The sequence below is a fragment of the Acidocella sp. genome (assembly GCF_028687955.1).
GTDB lineage: Bacteria > Pseudomonadota > Alphaproteobacteria > Acetobacterales > Acetobacteraceae > Acidocella.
In genome coordinates this window covers 1-20,301 of sequence record NZ_JAQTZC010000040.1, presented here as the reverse complement: position 1 = coordinate 20,301, position 20,301 = coordinate 1, and the positions used below count along the sequence as shown (strand labels likewise).

27 protein-coding genes and 2 tRNA genes are annotated in these 20,301 nt (G+C 62.0%); 10 read left to right on the top strand and 19 right to left on the bottom strand.

The features are described from left to right. A partial coding sequence (locus PHE40_RS06935) for a glycine--tRNA ligase subunit beta (RefSeq protein WP_299959958.1) occupies window positions 1–842 on the bottom strand: 842 nt, incomplete at its 3' end. Further along, the gene (locus PHE40_RS06930; RefSeq protein WP_299959955.1) at window positions 842–1,720 is read right to left on the bottom strand and encodes a glycine--tRNA ligase subunit alpha; all 879 of its coding nucleotides are present in this window, start codon (window positions 1,718–1,720) and stop codon (window positions 842–844) included. The genes PHE40_RS06935 and PHE40_RS06930, both read right to left, overlap by 1 nt. Before the next feature lie 98 nt (window positions 1,721–1,818). Between PHE40_RS06930 and PHE40_RS06925 the strand changes: the two genes are divergently transcribed. After that, a complete protein-coding gene (locus tag PHE40_RS06925; protein WP_299959952.1) occupies window positions 1,819–2,205 on the top strand; it encodes a hypothetical protein in 387 nt (128 codons plus the stop codon). Here PHE40_RS06925 and PHE40_RS06920 read toward each other — a convergent pair. Next, window positions 2,202–3,155, bottom strand: a complete 954-nt coding sequence (locus tag PHE40_RS06920) for an acetyl-CoA carboxylase carboxyltransferase subunit alpha (RefSeq protein ID WP_299959949.1) — start codon at window positions 3,153–3,155, stop codon at window positions 2,202–2,204. The two genes, PHE40_RS06925 and PHE40_RS06920, sit on opposite strands and share 4 nt — an antisense overlap. Before the next feature lie 79 nt (window positions 3,156–3,234). Then, on the bottom strand, window positions 3,235–3,483 hold the full coding sequence (locus PHE40_RS06915; protein ID WP_299959947.1) for a hypothetical protein: 249 nt from the start codon (window positions 3,481–3,483) through the stop codon (window positions 3,235–3,237). Window positions 3,484–3,622: 139 nt separating this feature from the next. Here PHE40_RS06915 and mscL point away from each other — a divergent pair, with 139 nt between their 5' ends. The 3 genes from mscL to PHE40_RS06900 all read left to right on the top strand — a co-directional run bounded on the left by mscL (window position 3,623) and on the right by PHE40_RS06900 (window position 6,164). Continuing rightward, window positions 3,623–4,081: a large-conductance mechanosensitive channel protein MscL gene (mscL, locus tag PHE40_RS06910; RefSeq protein ID WP_299959944.1), complete on the top strand. Its 459-nt coding sequence runs from the start codon at window positions 3,623–3,625 to the stop codon at window positions 4,079–4,081. Window positions 4,082–4,390: 309 nt separating this feature from the next. Further along, entirely contained in the window at window positions 4,391–5,137 is a 747-nt protein-coding gene (locus tag PHE40_RS06905) for a response regulator transcription factor (protein WP_299959941.1), read from the top strand. Between the two features lie 100 nt (window positions 5,138–5,237). Beyond that, complete coding sequence (locus PHE40_RS06900; protein ID WP_299959938.1) at window positions 5,238–6,164, top strand: D-glycerate dehydrogenase; 927 nt, start codon at window positions 5,238–5,240, stop codon at window positions 6,162–6,164. A 255-nt stretch (window positions 6,165–6,419) separates the two neighbouring features. Here the strand turns inward: PHE40_RS06900 and PHE40_RS06895 are convergent, their stop codons facing one another. From PHE40_RS06895 to PHE40_RS06875, 5 genes are all read right to left on the bottom strand, one after another. Then, window positions 6,420–6,566, bottom strand: coding sequence for a hypothetical protein (locus PHE40_RS06895; protein ID WP_299959936.1), 147 nt, complete (start codon window positions 6,564–6,566; stop codon window positions 6,420–6,422). After that, the gene (arsB, locus tag PHE40_RS06890) at window positions 6,559–7,647 is read right to left on the bottom strand and encodes an ACR3 family arsenite efflux transporter (protein ID WP_299959933.1); all 1,089 of its coding nucleotides are present in this window, start codon (window positions 7,645–7,647) and stop codon (window positions 6,559–6,561) included. The genes PHE40_RS06895 and arsB overlap by 8 nt, the downstream gene beginning before the upstream one ends. A gap of 9 nt (window positions 7,648–7,656) precedes the next feature. After that, on the bottom strand, window positions 7,657–8,070 hold the full coding sequence (locus PHE40_RS06885; protein ID WP_299959930.1) for an arsenate reductase ArsC: 414 nt from the start codon (window positions 8,068–8,070) through the stop codon (window positions 7,657–7,659). Between the two features lie 120 nt (window positions 8,071–8,190). Further along, complete coding sequence (locus PHE40_RS06880) at window positions 8,191–8,718, bottom strand: arsenate reductase ArsC (protein WP_299959927.1); 528 nt, start codon at window positions 8,716–8,718, stop codon at window positions 8,191–8,193. Further along, window positions 8,711–9,067 (bottom strand): helix-turn-helix transcriptional regulator, encoded by a 357-nt coding sequence (locus PHE40_RS06875; protein WP_299959924.1) that lies wholly within the window; start codon window positions 9,065–9,067, stop codon window positions 8,711–8,713. Before PHE40_RS06875 ends, PHE40_RS06880 begins: the two co-directional genes overlap by 8 nt. Before the next feature lie 313 nt (window positions 9,068–9,380). Between PHE40_RS06875 and PHE40_RS06870 the strand changes: the two genes are divergently transcribed. Then, window positions 9,381–9,905 (top strand): Hsp20/alpha crystallin family protein, encoded by a 525-nt coding sequence (locus PHE40_RS06870; protein ID WP_299959921.1) that lies wholly within the window; start codon window positions 9,381–9,383, stop codon window positions 9,903–9,905. 210 nt (window positions 9,906–10,115) lie between these two features. Here the strand turns inward: PHE40_RS06870 and PHE40_RS06865 are convergent. The 4 genes from PHE40_RS06865 to PHE40_RS06850 all read right to left on the bottom strand — a co-directional run bounded on the left by PHE40_RS06865 (window position 10,116) and on the right by PHE40_RS06850 (window position 11,184). Then, window positions 10,116–10,192: transfer RNA gene (locus tag PHE40_RS06865), tRNA-Arg, on the bottom strand. A 27-nt stretch (window positions 10,193–10,219) separates the two neighbouring features. Further along, window positions 10,220–10,525, bottom strand: a complete 306-nt coding sequence (locus PHE40_RS06860) for an ETC complex I subunit (RefSeq protein WP_299959918.1) — start codon at window positions 10,523–10,525, stop codon at window positions 10,220–10,222. A gap of 38 nt (window positions 10,526–10,563) precedes the next feature. Further along, window positions 10,564–10,640: transfer RNA gene (locus PHE40_RS06855), tRNA-Pro, on the bottom strand. A gap of 64 nt (window positions 10,641–10,704) precedes the next feature. After that, window positions 10,705–11,184, bottom strand: coding sequence for a DUF192 domain-containing protein (locus PHE40_RS06850; protein WP_299959915.1), 480 nt, complete (start codon window positions 11,182–11,184; stop codon window positions 10,705–10,707). 65 nt (window positions 11,185–11,249) lie between these two features. On the opposite strand from PHE40_RS06850, the gene PHE40_RS06845 reads away from it, so the two are divergent. After that, the gene (locus PHE40_RS06845; protein WP_299959912.1) at window positions 11,250–12,638 is read left to right on the top strand and encodes a glycosyltransferase family 39 protein; all 1,389 of its coding nucleotides are present in this window, start codon (window positions 11,250–11,252) and stop codon (window positions 12,636–12,638) included. Here the strand turns inward: PHE40_RS06845 and PHE40_RS06840 are convergent. Continuing rightward, the gene (locus tag PHE40_RS06840; RefSeq protein WP_299959909.1) at window positions 12,631–13,131 is read right to left on the bottom strand and encodes a hypothetical protein; all 501 of its coding nucleotides are present in this window, start codon (window positions 13,129–13,131) and stop codon (window positions 12,631–12,633) included. The genes PHE40_RS06845 and PHE40_RS06840 overlap by 8 nt on opposite strands. A gap of 157 nt (window positions 13,132–13,288) precedes the next feature. Between PHE40_RS06840 and PHE40_RS06835 the strand changes: the two genes are divergently transcribed. From PHE40_RS06835 to PHE40_RS06825, 3 genes are all read left to right on the top strand, one after another. After that, window positions 13,289–13,912: a 2OG-Fe(II) oxygenase gene (locus tag PHE40_RS06835; RefSeq protein WP_299959906.1), complete on the top strand. Its 624-nt coding sequence runs from the start codon at window positions 13,289–13,291 to the stop codon at window positions 13,910–13,912. Beyond that, a complete protein-coding gene (locus PHE40_RS06830) occupies window positions 13,905–14,561 on the top strand; it encodes a 2OG-Fe(II) oxygenase (RefSeq protein ID WP_299959904.1) in 657 nt (218 codons plus the stop codon). Before PHE40_RS06835 ends, PHE40_RS06830 begins: the two co-directional genes overlap by 8 nt. Before the next feature lie 123 nt (window positions 14,562–14,684). After that, on the top strand, window positions 14,685–15,206 hold the full coding sequence (locus PHE40_RS06825) for a hypothetical protein (protein ID WP_299959901.1): 522 nt from the start codon (window positions 14,685–14,687) through the stop codon (window positions 15,204–15,206). Between the two features lie 55 nt (window positions 15,207–15,261). Here PHE40_RS06825 and PHE40_RS06820 read toward each other — a convergent pair whose 3' ends face one another. Genes PHE40_RS06820 through PHE40_RS06800 form a run of 5 tightly spaced genes read right to left on the bottom strand, consistent with a single transcriptional unit; the run spans window position 15,262 to window position 19,263 of the window. Further along, on the bottom strand, window positions 15,262–15,870 hold the full coding sequence (locus tag PHE40_RS06820) for an ABC-type transport auxiliary lipoprotein family protein (RefSeq protein WP_299959898.1): 609 nt from the start codon (window positions 15,868–15,870) through the stop codon (window positions 15,262–15,264). After that, complete coding sequence (locus PHE40_RS06815) at window positions 15,867–16,859, bottom strand: MlaD family protein (RefSeq protein ID WP_299959895.1); 993 nt, start codon at window positions 16,857–16,859, stop codon at window positions 15,867–15,869. Before PHE40_RS06815 ends, PHE40_RS06820 begins: the two co-directional genes overlap by 4 nt. Further along, window positions 16,860–17,594, bottom strand: a complete 735-nt coding sequence (locus PHE40_RS06810) for an ABC transporter ATP-binding protein (protein ID WP_299959892.1) — start codon at window positions 17,592–17,594, stop codon at window positions 16,860–16,862. After that, window positions 17,591–18,667 (bottom strand): ABC transporter permease, encoded by a 1,077-nt coding sequence (locus PHE40_RS06805; protein ID WP_299959889.1) that lies wholly within the window; start codon window positions 18,665–18,667, stop codon window positions 17,591–17,593. The genes PHE40_RS06810 and PHE40_RS06805 overlap by 4 nt, the downstream gene beginning before the upstream one ends. After that, window positions 18,664–19,263 (bottom strand): TerC family protein, encoded by a 600-nt coding sequence (locus tag PHE40_RS06800; RefSeq protein ID WP_299959886.1) that lies wholly within the window; start codon window positions 19,261–19,263, stop codon window positions 18,664–18,666. The genes PHE40_RS06805 and PHE40_RS06800 overlap by 4 nt, the downstream gene beginning before the upstream one ends. A gap of 89 nt (window positions 19,264–19,352) precedes the next feature. On the opposite strand from PHE40_RS06800, the gene purB reads away from it, so the two are divergent. Next, window positions 19,353–20,301: adenylosuccinate lyase (gene purB / locus PHE40_RS06795; protein WP_299959883.1), on the top strand; the 949-nt coding region annotated here is incomplete at its 3' end.

Sequence of the window (20,301 nt, the reverse complement as noted above, 5' to 3'; positions counted from 1 at the left end):
GGATTGCCCGCCGCATCGCGCAGGGCAAAATACTTCTGGTTCACCTTCATGGAGAGTTCCCGCACTTCCGGGGGAAGATCCATGAATTCGGCGCCGATTTTCCCGATCAGCGGCACCGGCCATTCCACCAGCCCGTTAACCTCATCGAGCAGGTTTTCGTCCGGCGCCACGGTGAGGCCAAGCGCGGCCGCCTTGGCGGCCAGGCCATCGGCGATGGCTTGGCGGCGCTCGTCCTGGTCAACGATGACCTTGTGTTCACGCAGTTTTTCTTCCCAGACTTCAAAGGAAGAGACGGAGATCGGGCCAGGGCCATACACGCGGTGGCCTTCGGTCTCGTTACTCGCGGTCACGGGGCCGAGGGTGATGGGCAGCACCTCGCCATCGAGCAGGCAGACGATGCGGCGCAGCGGGCGCACCCAGGTGAAGCCGCCCCCCTGGCCCCAGCGCATCGATTTCGGCCAGGAGAATCTGGCCAGTGCCTCGGGCAAAGCCTCCCGGAGCAACTGCGCGGCACTCACGGCGGGCATCATGCGCCGAAGCACAAAATAACCGCCCTCGGCCACCACATCCTCCCGCTTTGCGCCATATTTGCCGAGAAACCCCTGAAGGGCGGCTTCCGGCGCGCTGTCGCGCGGGCCACGGGCTTCCACCACCCCGCCCGGCTTTTCGCTGGCGATGGAGGCGGCAAGTACAATCCGGCGAGGACCATAAAAGCCGCGGATATGGCTGGGCGAGAGTTCCCCGAAAATATTCACGCAAATATCGCGTAACTCCTGCGCGGCGGCTTTTTGCATCCGCGCCGGGATTTCCTCGGAGAACAGCTCCAGAAAAAACTCTGGCATCACGCGCTCTCCCCGGCAACCCAGGTCTCGGCACAAGCCTTCGCCAGCGCCCGCACCCGCCCGATGTACGAGGCGCGTTCCGCCACCGAGATCACACCCCGCGCATCCAGCAAATTGAACAAATGGCTTGCCTTGATGCACTGGTCATACGCCGGCAGCGCCAGGCCATGGCCCACCAGCGCCGCGCACTCCGCCTCGGCATCGGCAAAATGCCGGATCAACATGTCGGTATTGGCGAACTCGAAATTATGCGCCGAATATTCCTTCTCCGCGCGCAAAAACACATCGCCGTAACGCACCCCCGCGCCGTTGAAGTCGAGGTCATAAACATTCTCAACCCCCTGCGCATACATCGCGAGGCGTTCCAGCCCATACGTCATCTCAAAACTCGGCAAATCCACCGCAATCCCGCCAACCTGCTGGAAATATGTGAACTGGCCGACCTCCATGCCATCGCACCACACCTCCCAGCCAAGCCCCCAGGCGCCCAGCGTCGGGCTTTCCCAGTCATCCTCCACAAAGCGGATGTCGTGGCGGGCGCGGTCAATACCGATGGCGTCATAACTCGCCAGCAGCAACTCCTGGGCGTCGGCGGGACTCGGCTTCACAATCACCTGATACTGATAATAATGCTGCAAACGGTTCGGATTCTCCCCGTAGCGCCCGTCGGACGGCCGCCGCGAGGGTTGCACATAGGCCGCCCGCCAGGGCTTTGGCCCCAGGGCGCGCAGGGTGGTCGCGGGGTGGAAGGTCCCCGCCCCCATCTCCACGTCATAGGGTTGCAGAATCACGCAGCCCTGCCTGGCCCAGAAGCCATGCAGGGTGAGGATGATATCCTGAAAACTTTTTGCGGCCATCGGGCTGGTGGGGCGTGTCATGTACCATGTATGGGTTAGGCGTTATGCGGCGCAGCAATACGGCCCCAAACGCCTGAGAGCAACCTGGGTTATTACGATTATTAAAGAGGACGTGTCTTATGAGCAAAGGCTTCAACTGGTCAGCCGGAGACTGGATCAGCCTCTGCGCGGCGGCAATTCTGGGCGGCGGGGCCTTTGCCTTCCGCCTGCTCGCCATCGCGCCGCGCGCCACCGTGGGCATGTGCGCCGCCGCCAACGCGCCTGCCATCTGCGTCCCGCGCCATGCGGTGCTCATGCTGCAATACTACCAGGGCTTCGGCTGGGCCGCCCTGGCGCTAGGGCTGACGGCGTTTTTCCTGGGCAGGCGGGCCCCGGCGGCGCTGGCCCTTGGCCTCGGCATCGCCGCGGTGGTCAACTACAACGCCACCACTGGCATCATCGGTGCCGCCTTCGGTCTGGTTGCCTGGCTCGGCCTGGCCACTGGGCGCTACCAGGCCAAAGCTTAAAGCCCCAGCTTACCCATCGCTAAAAATTTATCGCGGCGGCGGCTCTTCAACGACTCTGGCGTCAGCCCCTTCATCAGGCTCAACTGCTGCGCAATGGCATCACCCAGCGCCGCCAGCGCCGTCTGCGGGTCGCGGTGCGCGCCGCCCAGCGGCTCCTGCACGATCTCATCGATCAACCCCAGTTTTCTTAAATCCTGCGCGGTGACTCGCATGGCCTCGGCCGCCACCGGCGCCTGCGCGGCGTCACGCCACAGAATAGAGGCGCAGCCCTCCGGCGAAATCACCGAATAGATCGCATGTTCAAACATCAGCACCGCGTTTCCGGCCGCCAGCGCAATCGCACCGCCCGAGCCTCCCTCGCCGATAATCGCCGCCACCAGCGGCACCGGGGCGCTCAAACAGCCCTCGATCCCGCGCGCAATCGCCTCCGCCTGCCCCCGCGCCTCGGCCTCGATGCCAGGGAACGCGCCGGATGTATCAACAAAAGTGAGAATCGGCATGTTGAACCGCCCGGCCAGTTCCATCAACCGGCGCGCCTTTCGGTAGCCATCGGGCTTGGCCATGCCGAAATTATGCTTGATCCGGCTTTCCGTATCAGTGCCTTTTTCAGTGCCGATCACCATCACCGCCTGACCGCGGAAACGGCCCATGCCGCCGATAATCGCCGCATCGTCGGCAAACGCCCGGTCGCCGGCCAACGGGGTGAACTCGGTAATCAGCGCAGCGATCACCGCCCCCGCCTTCGGGCGCTCCGCATGGCGGGCCACCTGGGTTTTCTGCCAGGGCGTCAACCGCGCATAAATTGATTTCAGCTGGCTGTCCGCCTTGGCGGAAAGCCGCGCCACCTCATCGACGATATTGATCTCGCCGGGCTGGGTCATTCGCCGCAGTTCCTCGATCTTGCTCTCGAGTTCGGCGACAGGTTTTTCAAAGTCCAGGAATTGACGCATGGGATCCGGCGTTTAGCACATATATCCGGCGAGGGAAGCAGGGGGCTGCCTTGCCACCCCGCCGCGCCTTCCCCGCGCGCTACTGCCCGCTCTTATCCCAGGGCGCATTACCCAAATTCACCTGCTTTGGCGTGGTGTTGGTGGCGCTGAGCGCTCCCACACCGGCGCCAATGCCGGCCCCCACCACCACGCCGATCGGCCCGCCGACCAGCCCGATGGCAGCCCCCGTCGCGGCCCCTCCGGCCGTGGTGCCGGTCAACCGGCCCGTGCCCGAACCACAACCAGCCAGAACCAGCAGCAGACTCAAGGAAATCATCTTTTTGCGCATGCCGCCCTCCAAACAATCCACCCCTTGTGTCAGATCCCGGCCGCGCCGGGCAACAAGCAAAGCGAATCATCTGGCATCCCCGGCAGCCTTCTTTTATGGTGAAAGCGTACTGAATTCACTAAATGCCCGGAGGAGTTTCATGTCCGACCTACTAAAAACCAAACTACCCCTCAAAAAACCCGGCTGGGTGGATGACTTCAAGGCCTTCGTTATGCGCGGCAACGTCGTCGATCTGGCGGTCGGCGTTGTCATCGGCGCTGCCTTCACCGGCATCGTCGGCAGCCTGGTCAAGGATATCATCACCCCGGTCATCGGCCTGGCCACTGGCGGCGTGGATTTCTCCAACCTTTTCATCATCCTCAAGGGCGCACCCGCCGCCACCTTGGCAGAAGCCCAGAAAGCCGGCGACGTCACCATTAACTACGGCATCTTCCTCAACGCAGTATTCAACTTCCTCATCGTCGCCTTCGCGATCTTCTGGATGGTGCGGCTGATCTCAAAACTCTATAAATCCCCAGCCCCCGCCCCCGCCGCGCCCATCCCCACGCCGACTGAAAGCCTGCTGGGCGAAATCCGCGACCTGCTAAAATCGAAATAATTTAACCCCCTCGGGGGAAAACAGCTCGAAACCACCAAACGGCGCCCCCTCAAGGGCGCTGTTTTCGTCTCCGCCCCCTAAACCCGCCGCGCCGGGCGCTGCGCCGGGTTTCGGGGTTTTCTCAAAAAACGGCGTATATTCGCCATTTTTTTAACCTCAGGCTCTCCTCTGGCATCCCGTCACTACTCCGTCATTGCTGATTTTATTTATAAATTCTTAATTTTAACACGTTTCACGCGAAGGTTAAACAAATTTATTGACTAATACTTCCTATGGTTGTATCTATGCCTCAATGATCTGGAGGTTTACATGAAAATCCTATCTTTTGAGACTATCTCAAATAAAAAAGACCTTTTAACCGCATTTTTGCGCTCACGTCTCGCCATCGTCGATGAAACCAACGACCCCGAGGAAGCCCTCGATCTGATCAAGTTTTACGATTACGACGCGGTTCTGCTCCGCCTGTCCGAGGAACGCCTAGGCGATCTGGATATTGTGCGTAAACTCCGCCTGGCTCGGCTCCGCGCGCCAATCGTGGCGGTCGCCCGCACCATGAACGAGGCAGCCCGCCTGCGCGTGCTCCAGGCCGGAGCGGATGATCTGATTGTCGACGCCCTTTCGCATGAGGAAATCTTCATGAAAGTGCAAAATCTCATTCGCCGCAGCCGAGGCTTCCAGGAAAACGCGCTGCGCATCGGCTCTGTTGAAATCAACATGAACGTGAAAAAAATCTACGCGAAGGGCAAGCCCGTTACCCTGACCAAAAAGGAGTACCAGATCGCTGAAATTCTGGCCTTGCGCAAAGGCGTCGTGCTGAGCAAGGAGGCTATTTTGGACCATCTCTATGGCGGGCTCGACGAACCAAACCCGAAAATCATCGATGTCTTCATTTGCAAAATCCGCAAAAAGCTCCAGGCCATGGGTGTTGAGGATTTCATTGAAACGAACTGGGGCCGCGGCTACATGGTGATCGACCATCGCCAGGATATCCAGCCTGATGCCACCTCCCGCCCCCTCTCCACTTTGGCAGAAACGCACGCACGCGCAATCGCCTGACCGTCAACCTCCCTCCCCTCCGGAGGACCAGCAAAAACCACTGCGCTTGGTCCTGTGAATGAACCCGGTTATGGTGATTTCACCAACAGGGAGATAAAAAATGCTGCTCATCACCCGCAAAATGCCCCCAGCCGTGGCGACTCGCGCGGCGCGCGAACATGAGGTACGGCAGCTTGCTCTTGAAGGAGTTTTCGACCCAGCGGTACTGCTGGAAAATCTTGCCTGTGTGAATGCGATTTTATGCACCCCGGCCGATAAGTTTGACGCCGTGTTAATCGCGCAGCTGCCTGCCAGCATAAAAGTGATCGCGACCTACAGTGTCGGGCAGGAACATATAGACCTCGCCGCCGCAGCCGCGCGAGGAATTGAAATTTGCAATACGCCCGAAGTGCTCAACACCGCCACAGCGGAACTGGCGCTGACATTGATGCTCATGGCGGCCCGCCGCGCCGGCGAGGGTGAACGCCTGTTACGCGCGGGAAAATGGACGGGGTTCTCGCTCACGTTTCATCTGGGGCACGGGGTTGCAGGCAAAGTGCTCGGCATTTTCGGCATGGGGCGCATCGGGCGGGAGTTGGCAGGCATGGCCCGAGGTTTGGGGATGACGATACATTATCGCAACCGCAACCGGCTGCCCCCGGAGTTGGAGCTTGGGGCCCACTACCATGAGGATGACGCCAGCTTTTTGGGCGCGATTGATTTTCTGTCGATCAATGCACCAGGTGGAGCGGACACCATGTACTGGCTGAATGCCAAGCGGATCGGCATGCTCAAACCCGGCGCCGTAGTGGTAAACACCGGACGGGGAAGCGCGGTGGATGACGATGCGCTGATCGCGGCGCTACGCTCAGGCCATGTTCTGGCGGCGGGTCTGGATGTTTATAACAATGAACCCAATCTTCATCCCGGGTATCTTGAACTGGAAAATGCCGTACTGCTTCCGCATATCGGCAGCGCTACGGTGGAGGCGCGCGACGCCATGGGATTTCTCGCGCTGGATGGCATCAAGCGCGCTCTGCACGGCTGATGCCATTGCGGCGCGCTCCACGTGGAGCATATCCGTAAAAACAACGATAACACAGTGTTAAATATAGTTTATTTTTCGCTTGCACCCCAATTTGTGCGGATTTGGTTCGAAAAAACAACAAAGCCTAATGTGTTAGGGCCTGCCCAGGCACAATTCCCGCTCACTTGGGGCAGCCCCGCGCGCAAAATCAAGAACTTATACCAGCCCGCCACCAAACCCAGAGAGTCAAGCTCTTGGCGGGCTGGTATCAGATGATCATTTCTCCGCCACCGCATAGCCGCCTTCCATCCTGCGAAACGTTTGCGTGACTGCGTGTTGCGGCTGCGGCGCGTTGAAAAATTTGTCTTCGTCAATCTGCTGGAAGCAGGCCCGGCCCAGATTTGGCATCACCGTCTCAGCCATGGCTCTTGGCTTCATCGGCGCGCTCGTACCAGCCCTTGGTTGCTGTCACGAGTTTGACTGTCAGCAGCATTACGGGCACTTCAATCAGCACCCCCACCACAGTCGCCAGCGCCGCGCCGGAGTTAAAGCCGAACAGGCTGATGGCCGCCGCCACCGCCAGCTCGAAGAAATTCGAAGCACCGATCAACGCCGAGGGACAAGCAATGTTGTGTTTTTCACCCAGCGCGCGGTTGAGCCCGTAGGCCAGCGTGGCATTGAAGAATACCTGCACCAGAATGGGCACGGCCAGAAGCACGATCACCAGCGGCTGCTTGATGATTTCCTCCCCTTGGAACGCGAACAGCAGCACCAGGGTGAGCAGCAGGGCAAGGATTGACCAGGGGCCGATTTTCACCATCGCAGCGTCGAACACGCCCTGGCCGCGCTTCAACAAGCTGCGGCGCCAGAGCTGCGCGATGATGACCGGGATGACGATATAGAGCACCACGGAGGTGAGCAGCGTGGCCCATGGCACGGTGATTGACGACAACCCCAGCAGCAAGCCGACAAGGGGCGCGAAGGCAAACACCATGATGGTATCGTTAAGCGCGACCTGCGAGAGCGTGAACAACGGATCACCACCTGAGAGGCGGCTCCAGACAAATACCATGGCCGTGCACGGGGCCGCCGCTAGCAAGATCAGCCCGGCGATGTAACTGTCAATCTGCCCAGGCGGCAGCAATGGGCGGAACAAATGCCCGATGAACAGCGAAGCCAGCAGCGTCATCGAGAAGGGTTTGACCATCCAATTGATGAACAACGTTACGCCGATGCCGCGCACATGCTGCTTCACCTCATGCAACGCCCCGAAATCAACCTTCACCAGCATGGGGATGATCATCACCCATATCAGCAACCCGACAGGCAGGTTGACCTGGGCGATTTCCATGCCCCCAACCGCCTGGAACAGCCCGGGCGCCACCTGCCCGGCCAATATCCCGGCGACGATGCACAAAAAAACCCAGAGACTCAAAAAGCGCTCAAATACGCTCATCTTTGCCCCGGCCGCGGCCCTGGCGGTAACCTCACATTGCACAGACATGACAGCTCCTTACAGGCCCAGGGCTTCGCGGACGGCCGGCACCAAACGGGCGCGGATATCATCGCGCACGCGGATGAAACTCTCTAGCGGCTCACCATGCGGATCGTGGAACGCGATATGCGTGCGCGGCACCGGACGTGGAAACACCGGGCAAGTTTCCTTGGCATTATCACAAACGGTCACGACCAGATCGATCGGCTCGTTCATCACCGCGTCAACGTCTTTCGGGTAGAGCCCATCGGTTGGCAGCCCTGCCTCCTGCAATGCCGCAATGGCGCCGGCAGCCACCTTGGGCTGCGGGCGTGTACCCGCCGAGAGCACACGCACCGCGCCACCCAGATCATGCCGGAGCAGCACTTCCGCCATCTGCGAACGGCAGGAATTGCCGGTGCAGAGAATGAGAACCGTTTTGTGAGCCGTCATTAAACCAGGATCCTTGATTGAAAAACTTTATGAATACCATATCGTAATGGGTGATTCACATTCTGCCGTGGCGGCCGCCGCGATCGCGCTCATGTCAGGTTTTGTTCCGGAGCCAGCACTTCAAGCCGTTTTCTCACACGCCGCGGTCGCGCCCTCCATCTGGCCGATTGCCCGGAGCTGCGTGGCTAGCGCCATTTTATCGATGCTGGCGAGCGGAAGGCTGAGAAACACACCAATGCGGGTCTTAAGGAAACGGAAGGCCTGCACGAAGGCGGCTTGCTTTTCCAAATCCGTCCCGTCCACGGCGGCGGGATCGGCAATTCCCCAATGCGCGGTTACCGGATGACCCGGCCAGACCGGGCAGATTTCCCCCGCCGCGTCATCGCAAACGGTGAACACAAAATCCATCATTGGGGCATCGGGGGCGGCAAATTCATCCCAGCTTTTCGAGCGCAACCCCATGGTTGGATAGCCATTACCGTCCAGCACTTTAAGGGCAAACGGGTTCACCACCCCCTTGGGATGGCTGCCCGCGGAAAACGCGCGGAAGCTGGCGCCGCCATCCATGCTCAGAATACTCTCCGCCAAAATTGAACGCGCGCTATTGCCGGTGCACAGAAACAGCACATTATAAACACGGTTAGGCATGAGCGTCTTCCTTCGCGAGACAGCAAGGGATCAGTTCATTAACGAGCGGCGCGCATTGGTCCGGACTCCCACCGCAGCAATCGGCGGCGAGGAACAGCGTTACGGCCCGGAGGCAATCCAGATTGGCCCGGTAAATGATCGAGCGGCTTTTGCGCTGGCTCCGCACCAAGCCCGAGCGAGTGAGAATCCCCAGATGGGACGAGAGCGTATTATGCGCAAGCTCCAACCGCCGAGCAATTTCACCGGCGGCAATTCCGCCCGGCTCATTGCGGACCAGTAGCCGGAACACGTCCAGCCGGGTGGTTTGTGCCAGTGCACCAAGCGCGAGAATAACGCCATCATTATCCATATGTCGACTATAGTGGAAATAACAGAATATGAAAAGGCTTAATTTCTACAGTGTTTCCCATTAAGAGTGGCACGTCATTAACGCGTCGAGGTCGTCGAGGCAGAGGTCTCGATGATTTGATCGAAGTCAATGCAATTTCGGCTGTGCGCTGCTAATGCAGCCTCCGCATAAACGGAACCAGGTGAAAGGGATATTTCCCTGTTGTTTTAGCAAATGTTCCAGTCAGGGTGGCAAGGCCACGACGGTGCGCCCTGCCAGCCGCATGAGATTTGTCACGGTTTCTGCTTTTATTTTTAGGAATGGAGGAGTTATCATGGGTAACAAACAAGTCGAGGTAAAGAAATCTTCCGAGACTGGCAAATCCAGCCGTCCCGATATGTGGCGGGCATTGCGAAGCGAAGTCGACCATCTGTTTGATCGGTTTTCGCCAGGTTTCAGCCGGCTTCCATTCTTTTCGGGCGGCGATACAGGGATTTTCGCGCCGTTCTTTTCTTCCGCAGGCGCTCTGGCTCCTTCCATGGATGTCACCGAAGACGGCAGCGCCTACACCATCACCGCGGAGCTTCCCGGCTTGGAGGACAAAGATGTCGATGTTTCCATCGAGGGATCGATGCTTAATATAAAAGGAGAGAAACAGCAGGAAACGGAACGCCAGGAGAAGAGCTACTACCTCTCGGAGCGTTCATACGGATCATTCTCGCGAAGCGTGTATCTTCCCGATGGCGTCGATCGCGACAAAATCTCGGCGCAGATCTCAAAAGGTGTGCTGAGCGTAACGCTGCCCAAAACCGCCGCCGCGCAAAGCAGCAGCAAGAAAATCGAGGTTAAAGCCGGATAGGCGGGTATGATGGGGGTGTCTGATACCAGCCCGCCAAGAGCTTGACTCTCTGGGTTTGGTGGCGGGCTGGTATAAGCTCTTGATTTTGCGCGCGGCCGCCCCACCAGCCCCGCGCGCATACCAGTCAGCCTTAAGGCTGACTGGTATGACATCTTCCAAAGCCGCATTGGCTAACATGTTTTGCGGCTAGGCTGGAGGTGTTGGAAATGCTGGCGCGCCCTGATGGAGTCGAACCATCGGCCTCAAGATTAGAAGTCTCGTGCTCTATCCAGCTGAGCTAAGGGCGCGTGCCGGCGTGTGGTAAACCGCCGCCTTCAATGCGTCCAGTTTTCCTTGCGGTCAGCCCGGAAATTATCGGCATAGACCTTGGGCTTGCGGACTCGGGCGGTGGGGATTTCCAGATCGTAGGGGATTTCGTGCGCCTTGGCGTAGGCAATGGCCTCCTCGCGGGTGGCGAAGCTGAGCTTTATCTGGCTTCGCATATCGTCCGAGCCGGTCCAGCCCATCAGCGGGTCGCTTATCTTGGCGGTCTCGGGCTCATACTCCAGCATCCAGCGGTGTGTCTTGGCGGTGCCGGACTGCATGGCGGATTTGGGGGGAAGGAAAATACGCGCCCGCATGAAACCTTAGCTCCTGCTTAAACTTGAATCCAAAAAACTGGTCGGGGCGCCCGGATTCGAACCGGGGGCCTCTTGTACCCAAAACAAGCGCGCTACCAGGCTGCGCCACGCCCCGAACCATAGCCGAGCCACCACAAAGCCCGGTTAACACCCCGGGCGCCATGGTTGCGTGGGCTGGCTTAGCCGCCGCCAAACTGCTTGGCAATGACCCTATCGCCAACATTGATATTCAGCGCCGCGGTGATGCCGCCTTGCAGCTCCAGCGTGGCCAGCACCGGCACGCCCGGGGAGATGGGGGTGAGGCTGTAGGGGACGGTCATCTCGGCGATGGATTTGATAATGCCGTCAGCGCCGATGAAGACCATGTCCTCCGGCACGGGGCAGTTTTTCATCCACATCGCCTGCATTTCCGGGTGCGGCCACATGAAGAGCATGCCGGCATCGGCGGGGATGGAGGTGCGGAACATCTCACCCGTATCCTGCTGCTGCTGGGTCACGGGAAGCTCAACCGTAAAGACATGGCGCTGGCCATCGGCTCCGGCGATGGTGAGCGACTCGGTGGGCAGCTTGGGCTGCGGGCCGGTGGGATCGTCGCTCTGCGCGTGCGCGGCGCCCGCCGCCAGAAGCACCGCCGCCATGGTGAACGCTAAAATTTTCATAAACCCCTCATCGTCTGCGTGGAGTGATCATGGACAAAGCCGGGGCCGGCTGCAATCACCATGGGGTGAAACGTGCTCCCCTGCCTGCCGCCGCCGTGGCGTTGCTGCTCACCCTGGCCACGCTGGCCAGCCGGGTGCCGGTGCTTGGCCGCTCGGTGCTGGACTGGGATGAGAGCCTGTATTTTTTAATGGCGAGGGCTTGGCTTGAGGGCCACCTGCCCTACACCACCATCTGGGACAATAAGCCGGTTGGCATCTACGTTATTTTCGCGGCTTTTCAGGCGGTATTCGGTAGCCAGGTGGTGGCGATGCGCCTGGCCAGCGTGGCCTGCGTGAGCCTGCTGGGCTTCAGCGTGTTCAAAATCACCGAACATCTCACCAGGGACCGCGCAGCGGCTTGGCTGGCCGGTGACGCGCTGGTGCTGTGCGCGCTGAGCAATGACGGGCTTTCGGCCAATACCGAGCTGTTTATGGCGGTGTTCACCGCGCTGGCGGTCTGGGCGGTGCTCGCGGGCCGGCCGGGCTGGCTGTTGGGGGTGCTGCTGGGCGCGGCGTTCATGGTTAAATATGTCGCGGTGTTCGAGGCGCCGGTGGTGTTTTTGTTGTTCATGCTGCGCCAGCGGCGGGTTGGAGCGGGGGTTGGCGTGATTCTGGGCGCGGCGCTGCCGCTGCTGGCGGTGGTGGCGCTCTACGCAGCGGCGGGGAAGCTGGGGTTGTGGTGGGATTGCTCGGTGGCCTCCAACTTGCGCCGGGTGGATGTGCCGCTCAGCACAGGGGCGCTGGACTATGCGCTGCACATCGAGCTTTGGCGCTGGGGGCCGCTGTATCTGGCCGGTTTTGCCCTGCTGCCTTTGGCGTTCTGGCGGCGGGAGGCGGTGTTTCCAGCGGCCTGGCTGCTGGGCGGGCTGGCCGGGGTGGCGGTGGCGAAATCCTTCTATGACCATTATTTTTTGCAGGTTCTGCCTGTGCTGTGCGTGAGCCTGGGGCTGTGGTTCAGCCTGTTGCCGCGCGGGCGGGTGGTGCGCGCGGGGTTTGTGGCAGCCACGCTGGCGCTGCCCGCCTGGGCGGCGAAAATTGCCTTGCATGACGCCATGGTGCCGGATGTGACGGCGCAGGTGGGGGCGGATTTGGCGGCGCAGCACCCGGCAAGCCTGTATGTGTTTGATTCGCAGCCGATTCTCTACGCGCTGAGCGGCCAGACGCCGCCGACGCGCTATGTGCTGCCATCAGAATTGGTGGGGCTTAGCCTGCCGCGCGTGGCGGGGGTGGATGCCATGGCGCAGGTGGCGCGGATTCTGGCCGGGAAGCCGCAATTCATCGTTTGCCGCGCCCCGGTGCCCACCAACCCGGCGGTGGTGAACCTGGCGGTGTATGCACAACTGCAACAGGCGCTCGCCGCGCACTATGCGCTGTGGCGGAGCTATCCGGGGGTTGCGGTATATAAGATCAGATAGGCTCTTGGCCCGTCAGCGCGGCTTCCAGCCGTTGCACCGCGGCCTCGGCGGCCTCGGCAATGTGGCGCAGTTTCTCATGGTCCAGAAACCGCGCGGTCCGCAATGTGGCCACCGCCGTTGCAACCCCCTGGCGTTGCAGCACTTCGGCGATGCGGGCCATGCGCTGGGAGGTCTCCTCGGTAACGATCTGGCCGCCGATGAATTCCAACCCCGCCTTGGTTCCCGCCGCCCAGCAGCGCCGGGCCAGATAGCTGGCGCCGCCGCTCATTTGCAACGTCACTTCATCCGGCAGTTCAGCCAGTGTACCCATGTCCACAAGGACGCCAGCACTTGATTGATCCAGGATCAGGCAGTTGAACACCCCGCCACCGGCATTGGCGCTGACAAAAATCTTCGCGCTCCTGATGACCGGCCTGCGCGAATTGCCGCGCCGCTCAGCCAGGGCGGCTGCCTCGCTGGGGCCGGATTTGGCGGTCGTCTCCTGCTGCAACATATAAGTTGGCCTTCCGCATACTGGGTGGATGCCCCGTTATGACGGGCAGATGTTAATATCCGCCCAACAGGTGAAGAGGGGCCGGGCTTGATCCACATCAATTCCGCACGGAGGGCGTTTTGCTATCGGGGGCGGAGTGGAACCCCGGTGGTAAAATATGGCACAGCTTGATCTTGAGGCTTTTCGCGCCACTTCACTGACGCGCGAGCCGTTCAGTTATTTGGTGGTAAAAAATTTCATCCGCCCGGAGGCGGCCGCGAAGATTACAAAAGACTTTCCTGAGATCGCTTATCCGGGGCTGCTGCCGGTGGAGGCCACACAATACGGCCCTGAATTTCGCGCGTTGATCGAGGAGCTGACCAGCCAGCCGGTGGCGAAGGCTTTTGGCGAGAAGTTCGGCCTGGAGCTGATCGGCCAGCCGGTGATGGTGACGCTGCGCGGGCGCTGCCAGGAAAAGGACGGGCGAATCCATACCGACAGCGAGGCCAAGCTGGTGACGGCGCTGCTGTATTTCAACGAGGATTGGGAAGCCGGCGGCGGGCGGTTGCGCTTGCTGCGCGGGCCGGACGACCTGAACGACATGATCGCCGAGGTGCCGCCCAACATGGGCACGTTGGTGGCGTTCCGCCGGTCGGACAAATCCTTCCACGGGCACGAACCTTATGTGGGGGTGCGGCGGTATGTGATGATCAACTGGATGGCCAATAGCTTCGCCGCGCAACGCGAGATCATGCGGCACAAAATTTCGGCGCAGGCCAAGAAGGTGCTTAATTATGTATGATCCCAAGACCGCCGCGGCGCGGTTTTTGGCGAGTTTGGACGCCAGCCGCCGCGCCGAGGCGCCCTACCGGCATTGGCTGCTTGAGGATGTGCTGCCGGCGGACATGTGCGCCGCCGTGGCCGCGTTGCCGCTGGCGCCGCCGCAAATTGCGGATACGCTGGGCCGCCGCGAGACGCATAACAGCACGCGGCTGTTTTTTGGCGTGCAGGAGCAGGCGCGCTACCCGGTGTGCGCGGCGCTGGCGCAGGCGCTGCAAAGCCCGAAGGTGACGGGGCGGCTAGAGCAGGTTTGCGGCGTGGCGCTGGGCGGAAGTTCGCTGCGGATTGAGTATTGCCTGGATACGGATGGTTTCTGGCTGGAACCGCATACGGATATCGGGGCGAAGTTTTTTACCATGCTGATTTATCTCAACGCCTCCCCGGCGGATGAGGAATGGGGCACGGATGTTTATGCGGCGCCTGATGAATATGCGGGTACCGCGCCGTTTCATCCGAATGCCGGGCTGATCTTCGTGCCGGGCAAGAATACCTGGCATGGGTTCCGCAAGCGTAAGATCACCGGGGTGCGGCGCTCGCTGATCGTGAATTATGTGACGCCGGACTGGCGCGCGCGGCATGAGCTGGCGTTTGCGCAAACGCCGGTGGCGTGAGGGCGGGGCTGTCATCAACCGGCGCAAAGGCGGAGCGGATAAGTCTAAACAAATCTTTATAAAATAAACCGGACAGTTTGGCGCTATAAGAAATTTTGAAGCCACAGTGAATGAAGGCGTGAAATGTCAAAATTCATGATTTTCATCATCGTCATGATGACGGCGGGGGCGGCCTATGGCGACACGGTGAACGGGAATATCAATGGCCATCGCTTTGCGTTGAGCGGCGCAAGCGGGGATTTTACGCTCACGGCCGATGGGCGCGTGGTCCTGCATGATACCAGGGATCAATCGGTATCGGTTGCGGGGACTTATGCTTTTGGGGCGTCATCCTCCAGCTTTGTATCCTCCAGCGCCAATGGCAGCGTTATCTCCTCGAGTTCCAGCGGCGGCTCCGGGGAAAGCTATGGCGTTGTGTTGATCGCGGAGCGCGCGCCGGGCGGTGGGTGCCCGCTGAAATTTCAGGCGCTGATCCTGGGCGGCACCACGATACTCTCCAAGCCCTTTGGCTCGTGCAGCGAAAGCCGGGAGATTTCGCAGATCAACGGCCGAATCGTGGTGGTGACGCCGCGATTGGATGGCCCGGGAGATGAGGTGGACACCATTACGGCGGGCGGGGTGAGGACCGGATTTAGCGCGAATTAGCGCGCGCGGGGTGAGAGGATGTCAACCCTCGCGGGCGCGGCCATGGCGGGGGAAACTACCTGGCATAGCGGGTGAGCAGCGCCACCGCCTGGACGAGGGCGCTGGCCAGGGCGGCGTTTTGGGCCGCGGCCTGCGCGGCGGGTGTGGCCCCCACGAGCGGAGCGGCGCCGGTGATGCGCTGTTGCACCAACGGCAGAGCGGCGGTGGTGATGCCGCCCGCGGGTTTGATGACGGCGAGCGTAAGCACGGCGGTTGCCTGGCCGCTCGCGGGGTTGGCCAGCAGCTGGGTGAGTTCGCCTTCAACGATCAATCCGGGATTGAGCCGGCTGCCCGGCTGGATGACGGCTGAGAAGGCGCCGCTGGCCTGGCACCAGGTAAGCAGGGCCTGGGTGGCGGCATCGGCCGGGGCGGCGGCCCAGTTATTGTAATAGTCGATATTCAGGCTGCCATCAGGCGCCAGGGATTGCAGTCCCGTCTGGTCCAGACCTGGCGCCGCGCTGATGGCGCGCACCATGAGGATGGGGCCGGAGGGGTTGGCGGGATTTTGCGCCGGGGGCTGCGGGGCGAGCGGCCAGCTGGTGCGGGCGATGTATTTTTGCGCGGGCAGCAGGGAGGTGCAGGCGCTGAGCGCGAGCAGGGCGAGGCAGGCGAAACGGCGGTTCATGGGTTAGCTCCATCGGGCGGCGGGGGCGCGCTGAGCAGCACCTGGGATGGGTTGCGCGCCAGCTCGGCGGAAAGTGCGCGCAGATTGGCGGCGGTGGTTCTCATCTCCGCCAGCATGGGCAGCAGCTGGGCTTGAAGGTCGGCGGTGGTCTCGTTGGCTTGGTTGATGGTGGCCTGCGAGGAGGCGGCCAGGGCAGGCAGTTGCGCGGTGATTTTGGCAAGCTGCGCGGTGGTCTGGTTGAGCTGGGCGAGGATCTGCATCGTCTGCGGCCCCGCGGCGAGATTGCGGATGGAGGCTGTGGTGGCGGGCAGGTTTGTGGCCGTGAGCGTGGTGTTGAGATTGGTCAGCAGCGCGGCAGCCTGGGCCACGGCCTGATGCGCGTCGCCGGAGGTGACTTCATCGTGCAGCGTGGTGGTGAGCGCGTTGATCTGGGTAAACATCTTGCCGAGATCGACCTTTGAGAGCGAGGACATGACCTGCTCCAGCGCATCCTGAATCTGCGTGAGGGTGCTGGGCATGGAGGGTATCACCGTGCTTTCCGGGGTCCAGGGCACGGGTTGCACCGGATATTGCGCGGGGTTGACGAAGCTGACATCGAGATATGAGAGGCCGGTGATGCCTTGCGGCTCGATCTGCACGCGCAGGCCGTGTGCGATGAGATTTTGCAGACTGCCGCTATGGCCGATTTTTTTAGGGTCCACCGTGAAGCGGACGACAACCTGCTGATAGACTTTCTGGCTGGCCGCGCCGGGAGGGGGCGGGTATTCAGCGGCGACAAGGCCGATGTCAGTAATCTGGCCAATGGTGACGCCGCGGAATTTGACGGCGGTGCCGACGTTAAGCCCCTGCACGGACTCACTGAAATAGGTCTCCTGCTGGAGGCTGGGGGTGAAGTTGATGCCGGCCAGGAAAAAGATGAGGGCAAGCAGGGCGGCAATGCCCGCCAGGACGAACATGCCAACGCGCAGGCCGGCATTTTTCGGTTCCATTTACGGCATCTCCCGGTTGAAGAAGGCTTTTACCATGGGGATTGTGGAATTGGCTTGTAATTCCCGCGGCTGGCCCAGCGCGATGAGGCCCTGGGCCGTGGCGTCCAGCATGGCGCAGCGCCCGGCGATGGCGAGTATGGAAGGCAGCTCATGCGTGACGAGGACAAAGGTGGTGCCGAGCGTGGCGCGCAGCTCCAGGATCAGGCGGTCCAGCCCGGCGGAGGTGATGGGGTCAAGCCCGGCGGAGGGTTCGTCAAGCAGGAGGATCGGAGGGTCAAGCGCCAAGGCGCGGGCGATGGCGGCGCGTTTGACCATGCCGCCGGAGATTTCGGCAGGCAGGCGCGGCGCGGCGTCAGACAGGCCGACCAGGGCGAGCTTGATGCGGGCGACTTCCTCGCGCGCGGCGGCGGGAAGATCGGTGAAGACGGCGAGCGGGAGCGCGACATTTTCCAGCAGGGTCATGGAGCCGAACAGCGCGCCGGACTGGAACATGACGCCGATGGTGCGGCGCACGGCCGCCACATCACCGGTGACGGAGTGGCCTGCGACGGTGATCTGCCCGGCGGTGGGCGGCAGCAGGCCGATGATCTGCCTGAGCAGGGTGGATTTGCCGCAGCCAGAACCGCCCAGGATGGCGAAGATTTCACCTTGTTCGATGTCAAAGCTGACATCTTTGAAGATGGTGCGGGTGCCGAAGATCTGGGTGGCGCCGCGGATGGAGATGATCGGCGTCATAGCCCCAGCCGGTACATCATGACGGCAAAAACGCCGTCAATGAGGATGGTGGCGACGATGCCGCCGACCACGGCGGAGGTGGCCGCCTCGCCCACCGCGCGCGGGCCATTGCCGGCGGTAAGCCCGGCGCGGCAGCCGATGAGGGCAAGAGCGGCGGCGAAGACCAGCCCCTTGGAGAGACCCAGCAGAAGATCCGCTGGGTGGGAGGCGGAGAGTATCTGCTGCGCGATGGCCGAAAGAGGAAAGCCTAGCAGCATGAGCACAACCGCCATGCCGAGCAGGCCCGCGATGTCCATGGCGGCGAGAAGGCCGGGCATGACCAGCATGGCGGCGGCCATGCGCGGGAGAACCAGCATGGACGCGGGGTCTATGCCCATGGTGGTGAGAGCGGCGATCTCCTCGTTGACCTGCATGGTGCCAAGCTCGGCTGCGAAGGCGGAGCCGGTGCGCCCGGCCAGGATGACGGCAACCAGCAGCGGGCCGAGTTCGCGGAACAGGGAGAGGGAGACGAGGTTGGCGACATAGAGATCGGCACCGTACTGGCGCATGGGGATGGCCGACTGGAAGGCCAGGATGAGGCCGATAAGGAAGCCCAGCATGAGCACGAGCGGGAGCGCCTGGAGGCCCGCGCGGTCGGTGATGCGCAGGAAACCGGCGCCGCGCAGAAAGCGCAGCCTGGCGGGAAGGCCGAGCAGGGCGAGAACCGTGGCGCCGAAGAATTCGACGCGGATTTTGGCATTTTGCAGCAGGCCCGTGCCGGGTTGAGGCGTGGGGCTGGGCCTGGGGCTGCCGGGAGGCGGCATGGCGGCGCGCAACTGGGCGAGCAGCGCGGCGGCGCGGGGGGTGGCGCCGGTGAGGGTGAGCGGGCCGCCGTGCGCGGTTTCCATGGCGAGGATGAGCGCGGCGCCGGAGGTATCAACGATGGTGGCGCCGGAGAGGTCCAGCGTGAGGGGCGTGCCGCGGGCGGCGCGGGCGGCGCTGATGGCCTGCGGCCAGAGCCTGCCCAGGCCCGGCGCGGTGAGTGGACCGGCGAGGGCGATGCGCTTGTCCGCCTGGGCGAGGCTGGCGCTCATGCCGGGGTGAGGTGGTGGAGAAGCTGAGCGGAGCCTTCGTAGATCATGCTCAGGGAGACATAGAGCACGATGGCGATGCCGACCCATGCCAGCCAATGGAAACGGGTGAGCAATTTGGCGACCAGCGTGGCGGCGATGCCCATGAGGGCGACCGAGACCGCAAGGCCGGTGGCGAGCACATAGGGGTGGTCATGCGCGGCGCCGGCCACGGCCAGAACATTATCCAGCGACATGGAGATGTCCGCCACGATGATGCGCCAGATGGCGGCGCGCAGGCGGCCGGCGGGCTTGACGCTATGGTTCTCGCGCGCGCCGTGCAGCTCGCGGGCGGATTTCCAGACAACCCACAAGAGCAGGATGCCGCCGGCCAGGGTGAGGCCCAGGATGTGCAGCATTTGCAGCGCGACCAGAGCGAAGGCGATGCGGATGATGGTGGCGCCGGCGATGCCGTACCAGATGGCCTGGCGGCGCTGCGCCTGGGGCAGGCCGTTCACGGCCAGGCCGATGACGACGGCGTTATCCCCGGCCAGAACGAGGTCGATCAGCAGGACCTGCACAAGAATGGCCAGGAGGGGAAGAAGTGCCGGAAGGTCCATGAGGGGAAGTGACTTGCGCTGACGCGGCTTGTCAATGCGGGGGTGGAAGGCTAGGCGGGGCCTTAAAGATTTCACTTGAGGAGTTAACCATGATCCCCCGTTATAGCCGCCCGCAGGCCGCCGCCATCTGGACGCAGGAGAACAAGTACAGGATCTGGTTCGAGATCGAGGCGCTGGCCTGCGAGGGGATGGCCGAGGCGGGGTTGATCCCGCGCGAGGCGGCGGCGGTGATCCGGGAGAAAGGCGGCGCGAAGCTGGCGGTGATCAATGCCGCGGATGTGGAGCGCATTGACGAGATCGAGCGTGAGACGCGCCATGATGTGATCGCGTTTTTAACCTGGCTGGCGCAGAGCGTGGGGCCGGAGAGCCGGTTCGTGCATCAGGGGCTGACCTCATCGGATGTGTTGGACACGTGTCTGGCGGTGCAGCTGACGCAGGCGGCGGATTTATTGCTGGCGGATATCGATGAAGTGCTGGCGGCGCTGAAGAAGCGGGCGCTGGAGCACAAATACACGCTGACCATCGGCCGCAGCCATGGGATTCATGCCGAGCCGACGAGTTTCGGGCTGAAGCTGGCGGGGCATTATGCGGAGTTCGCGCGCAACCGGGAACGGCTGGTGGCGGCGCGGGCCGAGATCGCGACCTGCGCGATCTCGGGCGCGGTGGGGACGTTCGCGCATGTGGACCCGCGGGTTGAGGCATATGTGGCCTCAAAGTTGGGGCTGGCGGTGGAGCCGGTCTCGACCCAGGTGATCCCGCGTGACCGGCATGCGGCGTTTTTCGCGGCGCTGGGGGTGATTGCCTGCGGGATCGAGCGGCTGGCGACCGAGGTGCGGCATTTGCAGCGCTCGGAAGTGCGCGAGGCGGAGGAGTTTTTCCACGCCGGGCAGAAGGGGTCTTCGGCGATGCCACATAAGCGCAATCCGGTGCTCTCGGAGAATTTATGCGGCCTGGCGCGGCTGGTGCGCGCGGCGGTGGTGCCCGCGATGGAGAATGTGGCGCTGTGGCATGAGCGCGATATCAGCCACTCCTCGGTCG

What these genes read in the sequence shown, in the direction of transcription:
- PHE40_RS06825 (WP_299959901.1), top strand. Translation starts at nt 14,685, where the DNA reads ATGTCAAAATTCATGATTTTCATCATCGTCATGATGACGGCGGGGGCG.
- PHE40_RS06830 (WP_299959904.1), top strand. Translation starts at nt 13,905, where the DNA reads ATGTATGATCCCAAGACCGCCGCGGCGCGGTTTTTGGCGAGTTTGGAC.
- PHE40_RS06800 (WP_299959886.1), bottom strand. Translation starts at nt 19,263, where the DNA reads ATGGACCTTCCGGCACTTCTTCCCCTCCTGGCCATTCTTGTGCAGGTC.
- arsB (WP_299959933.1), bottom strand. Translation starts at nt 7,647, where the DNA reads ATGTCTGTGCAATGTGAGGTTACCGCCAGGGCCGCGGCCGGGGCAAAG.
- PHE40_RS06870 (WP_299959921.1), top strand. Translation starts at nt 9,381, where the DNA reads ATGGGTAACAAACAAGTCGAGGTAAAGAAATCTTCCGAGACTGGCAAA.
- PHE40_RS06810 (WP_299959892.1), bottom strand. Translation starts at nt 17,594, where the DNA reads ATGACGCCGATCATCTCCATCCGCGGCGCCACCCAGATCTTCGGCACC.
- PHE40_RS06885 (WP_299959930.1), bottom strand. Translation starts at nt 8,070, where the DNA reads ATGACGGCTCACAAAACGGTTCTCATTCTCTGCACCGGCAATTCCTGC.
- PHE40_RS06850 (WP_299959915.1), bottom strand. Translation starts at nt 11,184, where the DNA reads ATGAAAATTTTAGCGTTCACCATGGCGGCGGTGCTTCTGGCGGCGGGC.
- mscL (WP_299959944.1), top strand. Translation starts at nt 3,623, where the DNA reads ATGTCCGACCTACTAAAAACCAAACTACCCCTCAAAAAACCCGGCTGG.
- PHE40_RS06875 (WP_299959924.1), bottom strand. Translation starts at nt 9,067, where the DNA reads ATGGATAATGATGGCGTTATTCTCGCGCTTGGTGCACTGGCACAAACC.
- PHE40_RS06805 (WP_299959889.1), bottom strand. Translation starts at nt 18,667, where the DNA reads ATGAGCGCCAGCCTCGCCCAGGCGGACAAGCGCATCGCCCTCGCCGGT.
- PHE40_RS06925 (WP_299959952.1), top strand. Translation starts at nt 1,819, where the DNA reads ATGAGCAAAGGCTTCAACTGGTCAGCCGGAGACTGGATCAGCCTCTGC.
- PHE40_RS06880 (WP_299959927.1), bottom strand. Translation starts at nt 8,718, where the DNA reads ATGCCTAACCGTGTTTATAATGTGCTGTTTCTGTGCACCGGCAATAGC.
- PHE40_RS06840 (WP_299959909.1), bottom strand. Translation starts at nt 13,131, where the DNA reads ATGTTGCAGCAGGAGACGACCGCCAAATCCGGCCCCAGCGAGGCAGCC.
- PHE40_RS06820 (WP_299959898.1), bottom strand. Translation starts at nt 15,870, where the DNA reads ATGAACCGCCGTTTCGCCTGCCTCGCCCTGCTCGCGCTCAGCGCCTGC.
- PHE40_RS06900 (WP_299959938.1), top strand. Translation starts at nt 5,238, where the DNA reads ATGCTGCTCATCACCCGCAAAATGCCCCCAGCCGTGGCGACTCGCGCG.
- PHE40_RS06905 (WP_299959941.1), top strand. Translation starts at nt 4,391, where the DNA reads ATGAAAATCCTATCTTTTGAGACTATCTCAAATAAAAAAGACCTTTTA.
- PHE40_RS06835 (WP_299959906.1), top strand. Translation starts at nt 13,289, where the DNA reads ATGGCACAGCTTGATCTTGAGGCTTTTCGCGCCACTTCACTGACGCGC.
- PHE40_RS06930 (WP_299959955.1), bottom strand. Translation starts at nt 1,720, where the DNA reads ATGACACGCCCCACCAGCCCGATGGCCGCAAAAAGTTTTCAGGATATC.
- PHE40_RS06895 (WP_299959936.1), bottom strand. Translation starts at nt 6,566, where the DNA reads ATGGCTGAGACGGTGATGCCAAATCTGGGCCGGGCCTGCTTCCAGCAG.
- PHE40_RS06915 (WP_299959947.1), bottom strand. Translation starts at nt 3,483, where the DNA reads ATGCGCAAAAAGATGATTTCCTTGAGTCTGCTGCTGGTTCTGGCTGGT.
- PHE40_RS06860 (WP_299959918.1), bottom strand. Translation starts at nt 10,525, where the DNA reads ATGCGGGCGCGTATTTTCCTTCCCCCCAAATCCGCCATGCAGTCCGGC.
- PHE40_RS06920 (WP_299959949.1), bottom strand. Translation starts at nt 3,155, where the DNA reads ATGCGTCAATTCCTGGACTTTGAAAAACCTGTCGCCGAACTCGAGAGC.
- PHE40_RS06815 (WP_299959895.1), bottom strand. Translation starts at nt 16,859, where the DNA reads ATGGAACCGAAAAATGCCGGCCTGCGCGTTGGCATGTTCGTCCTGGCG.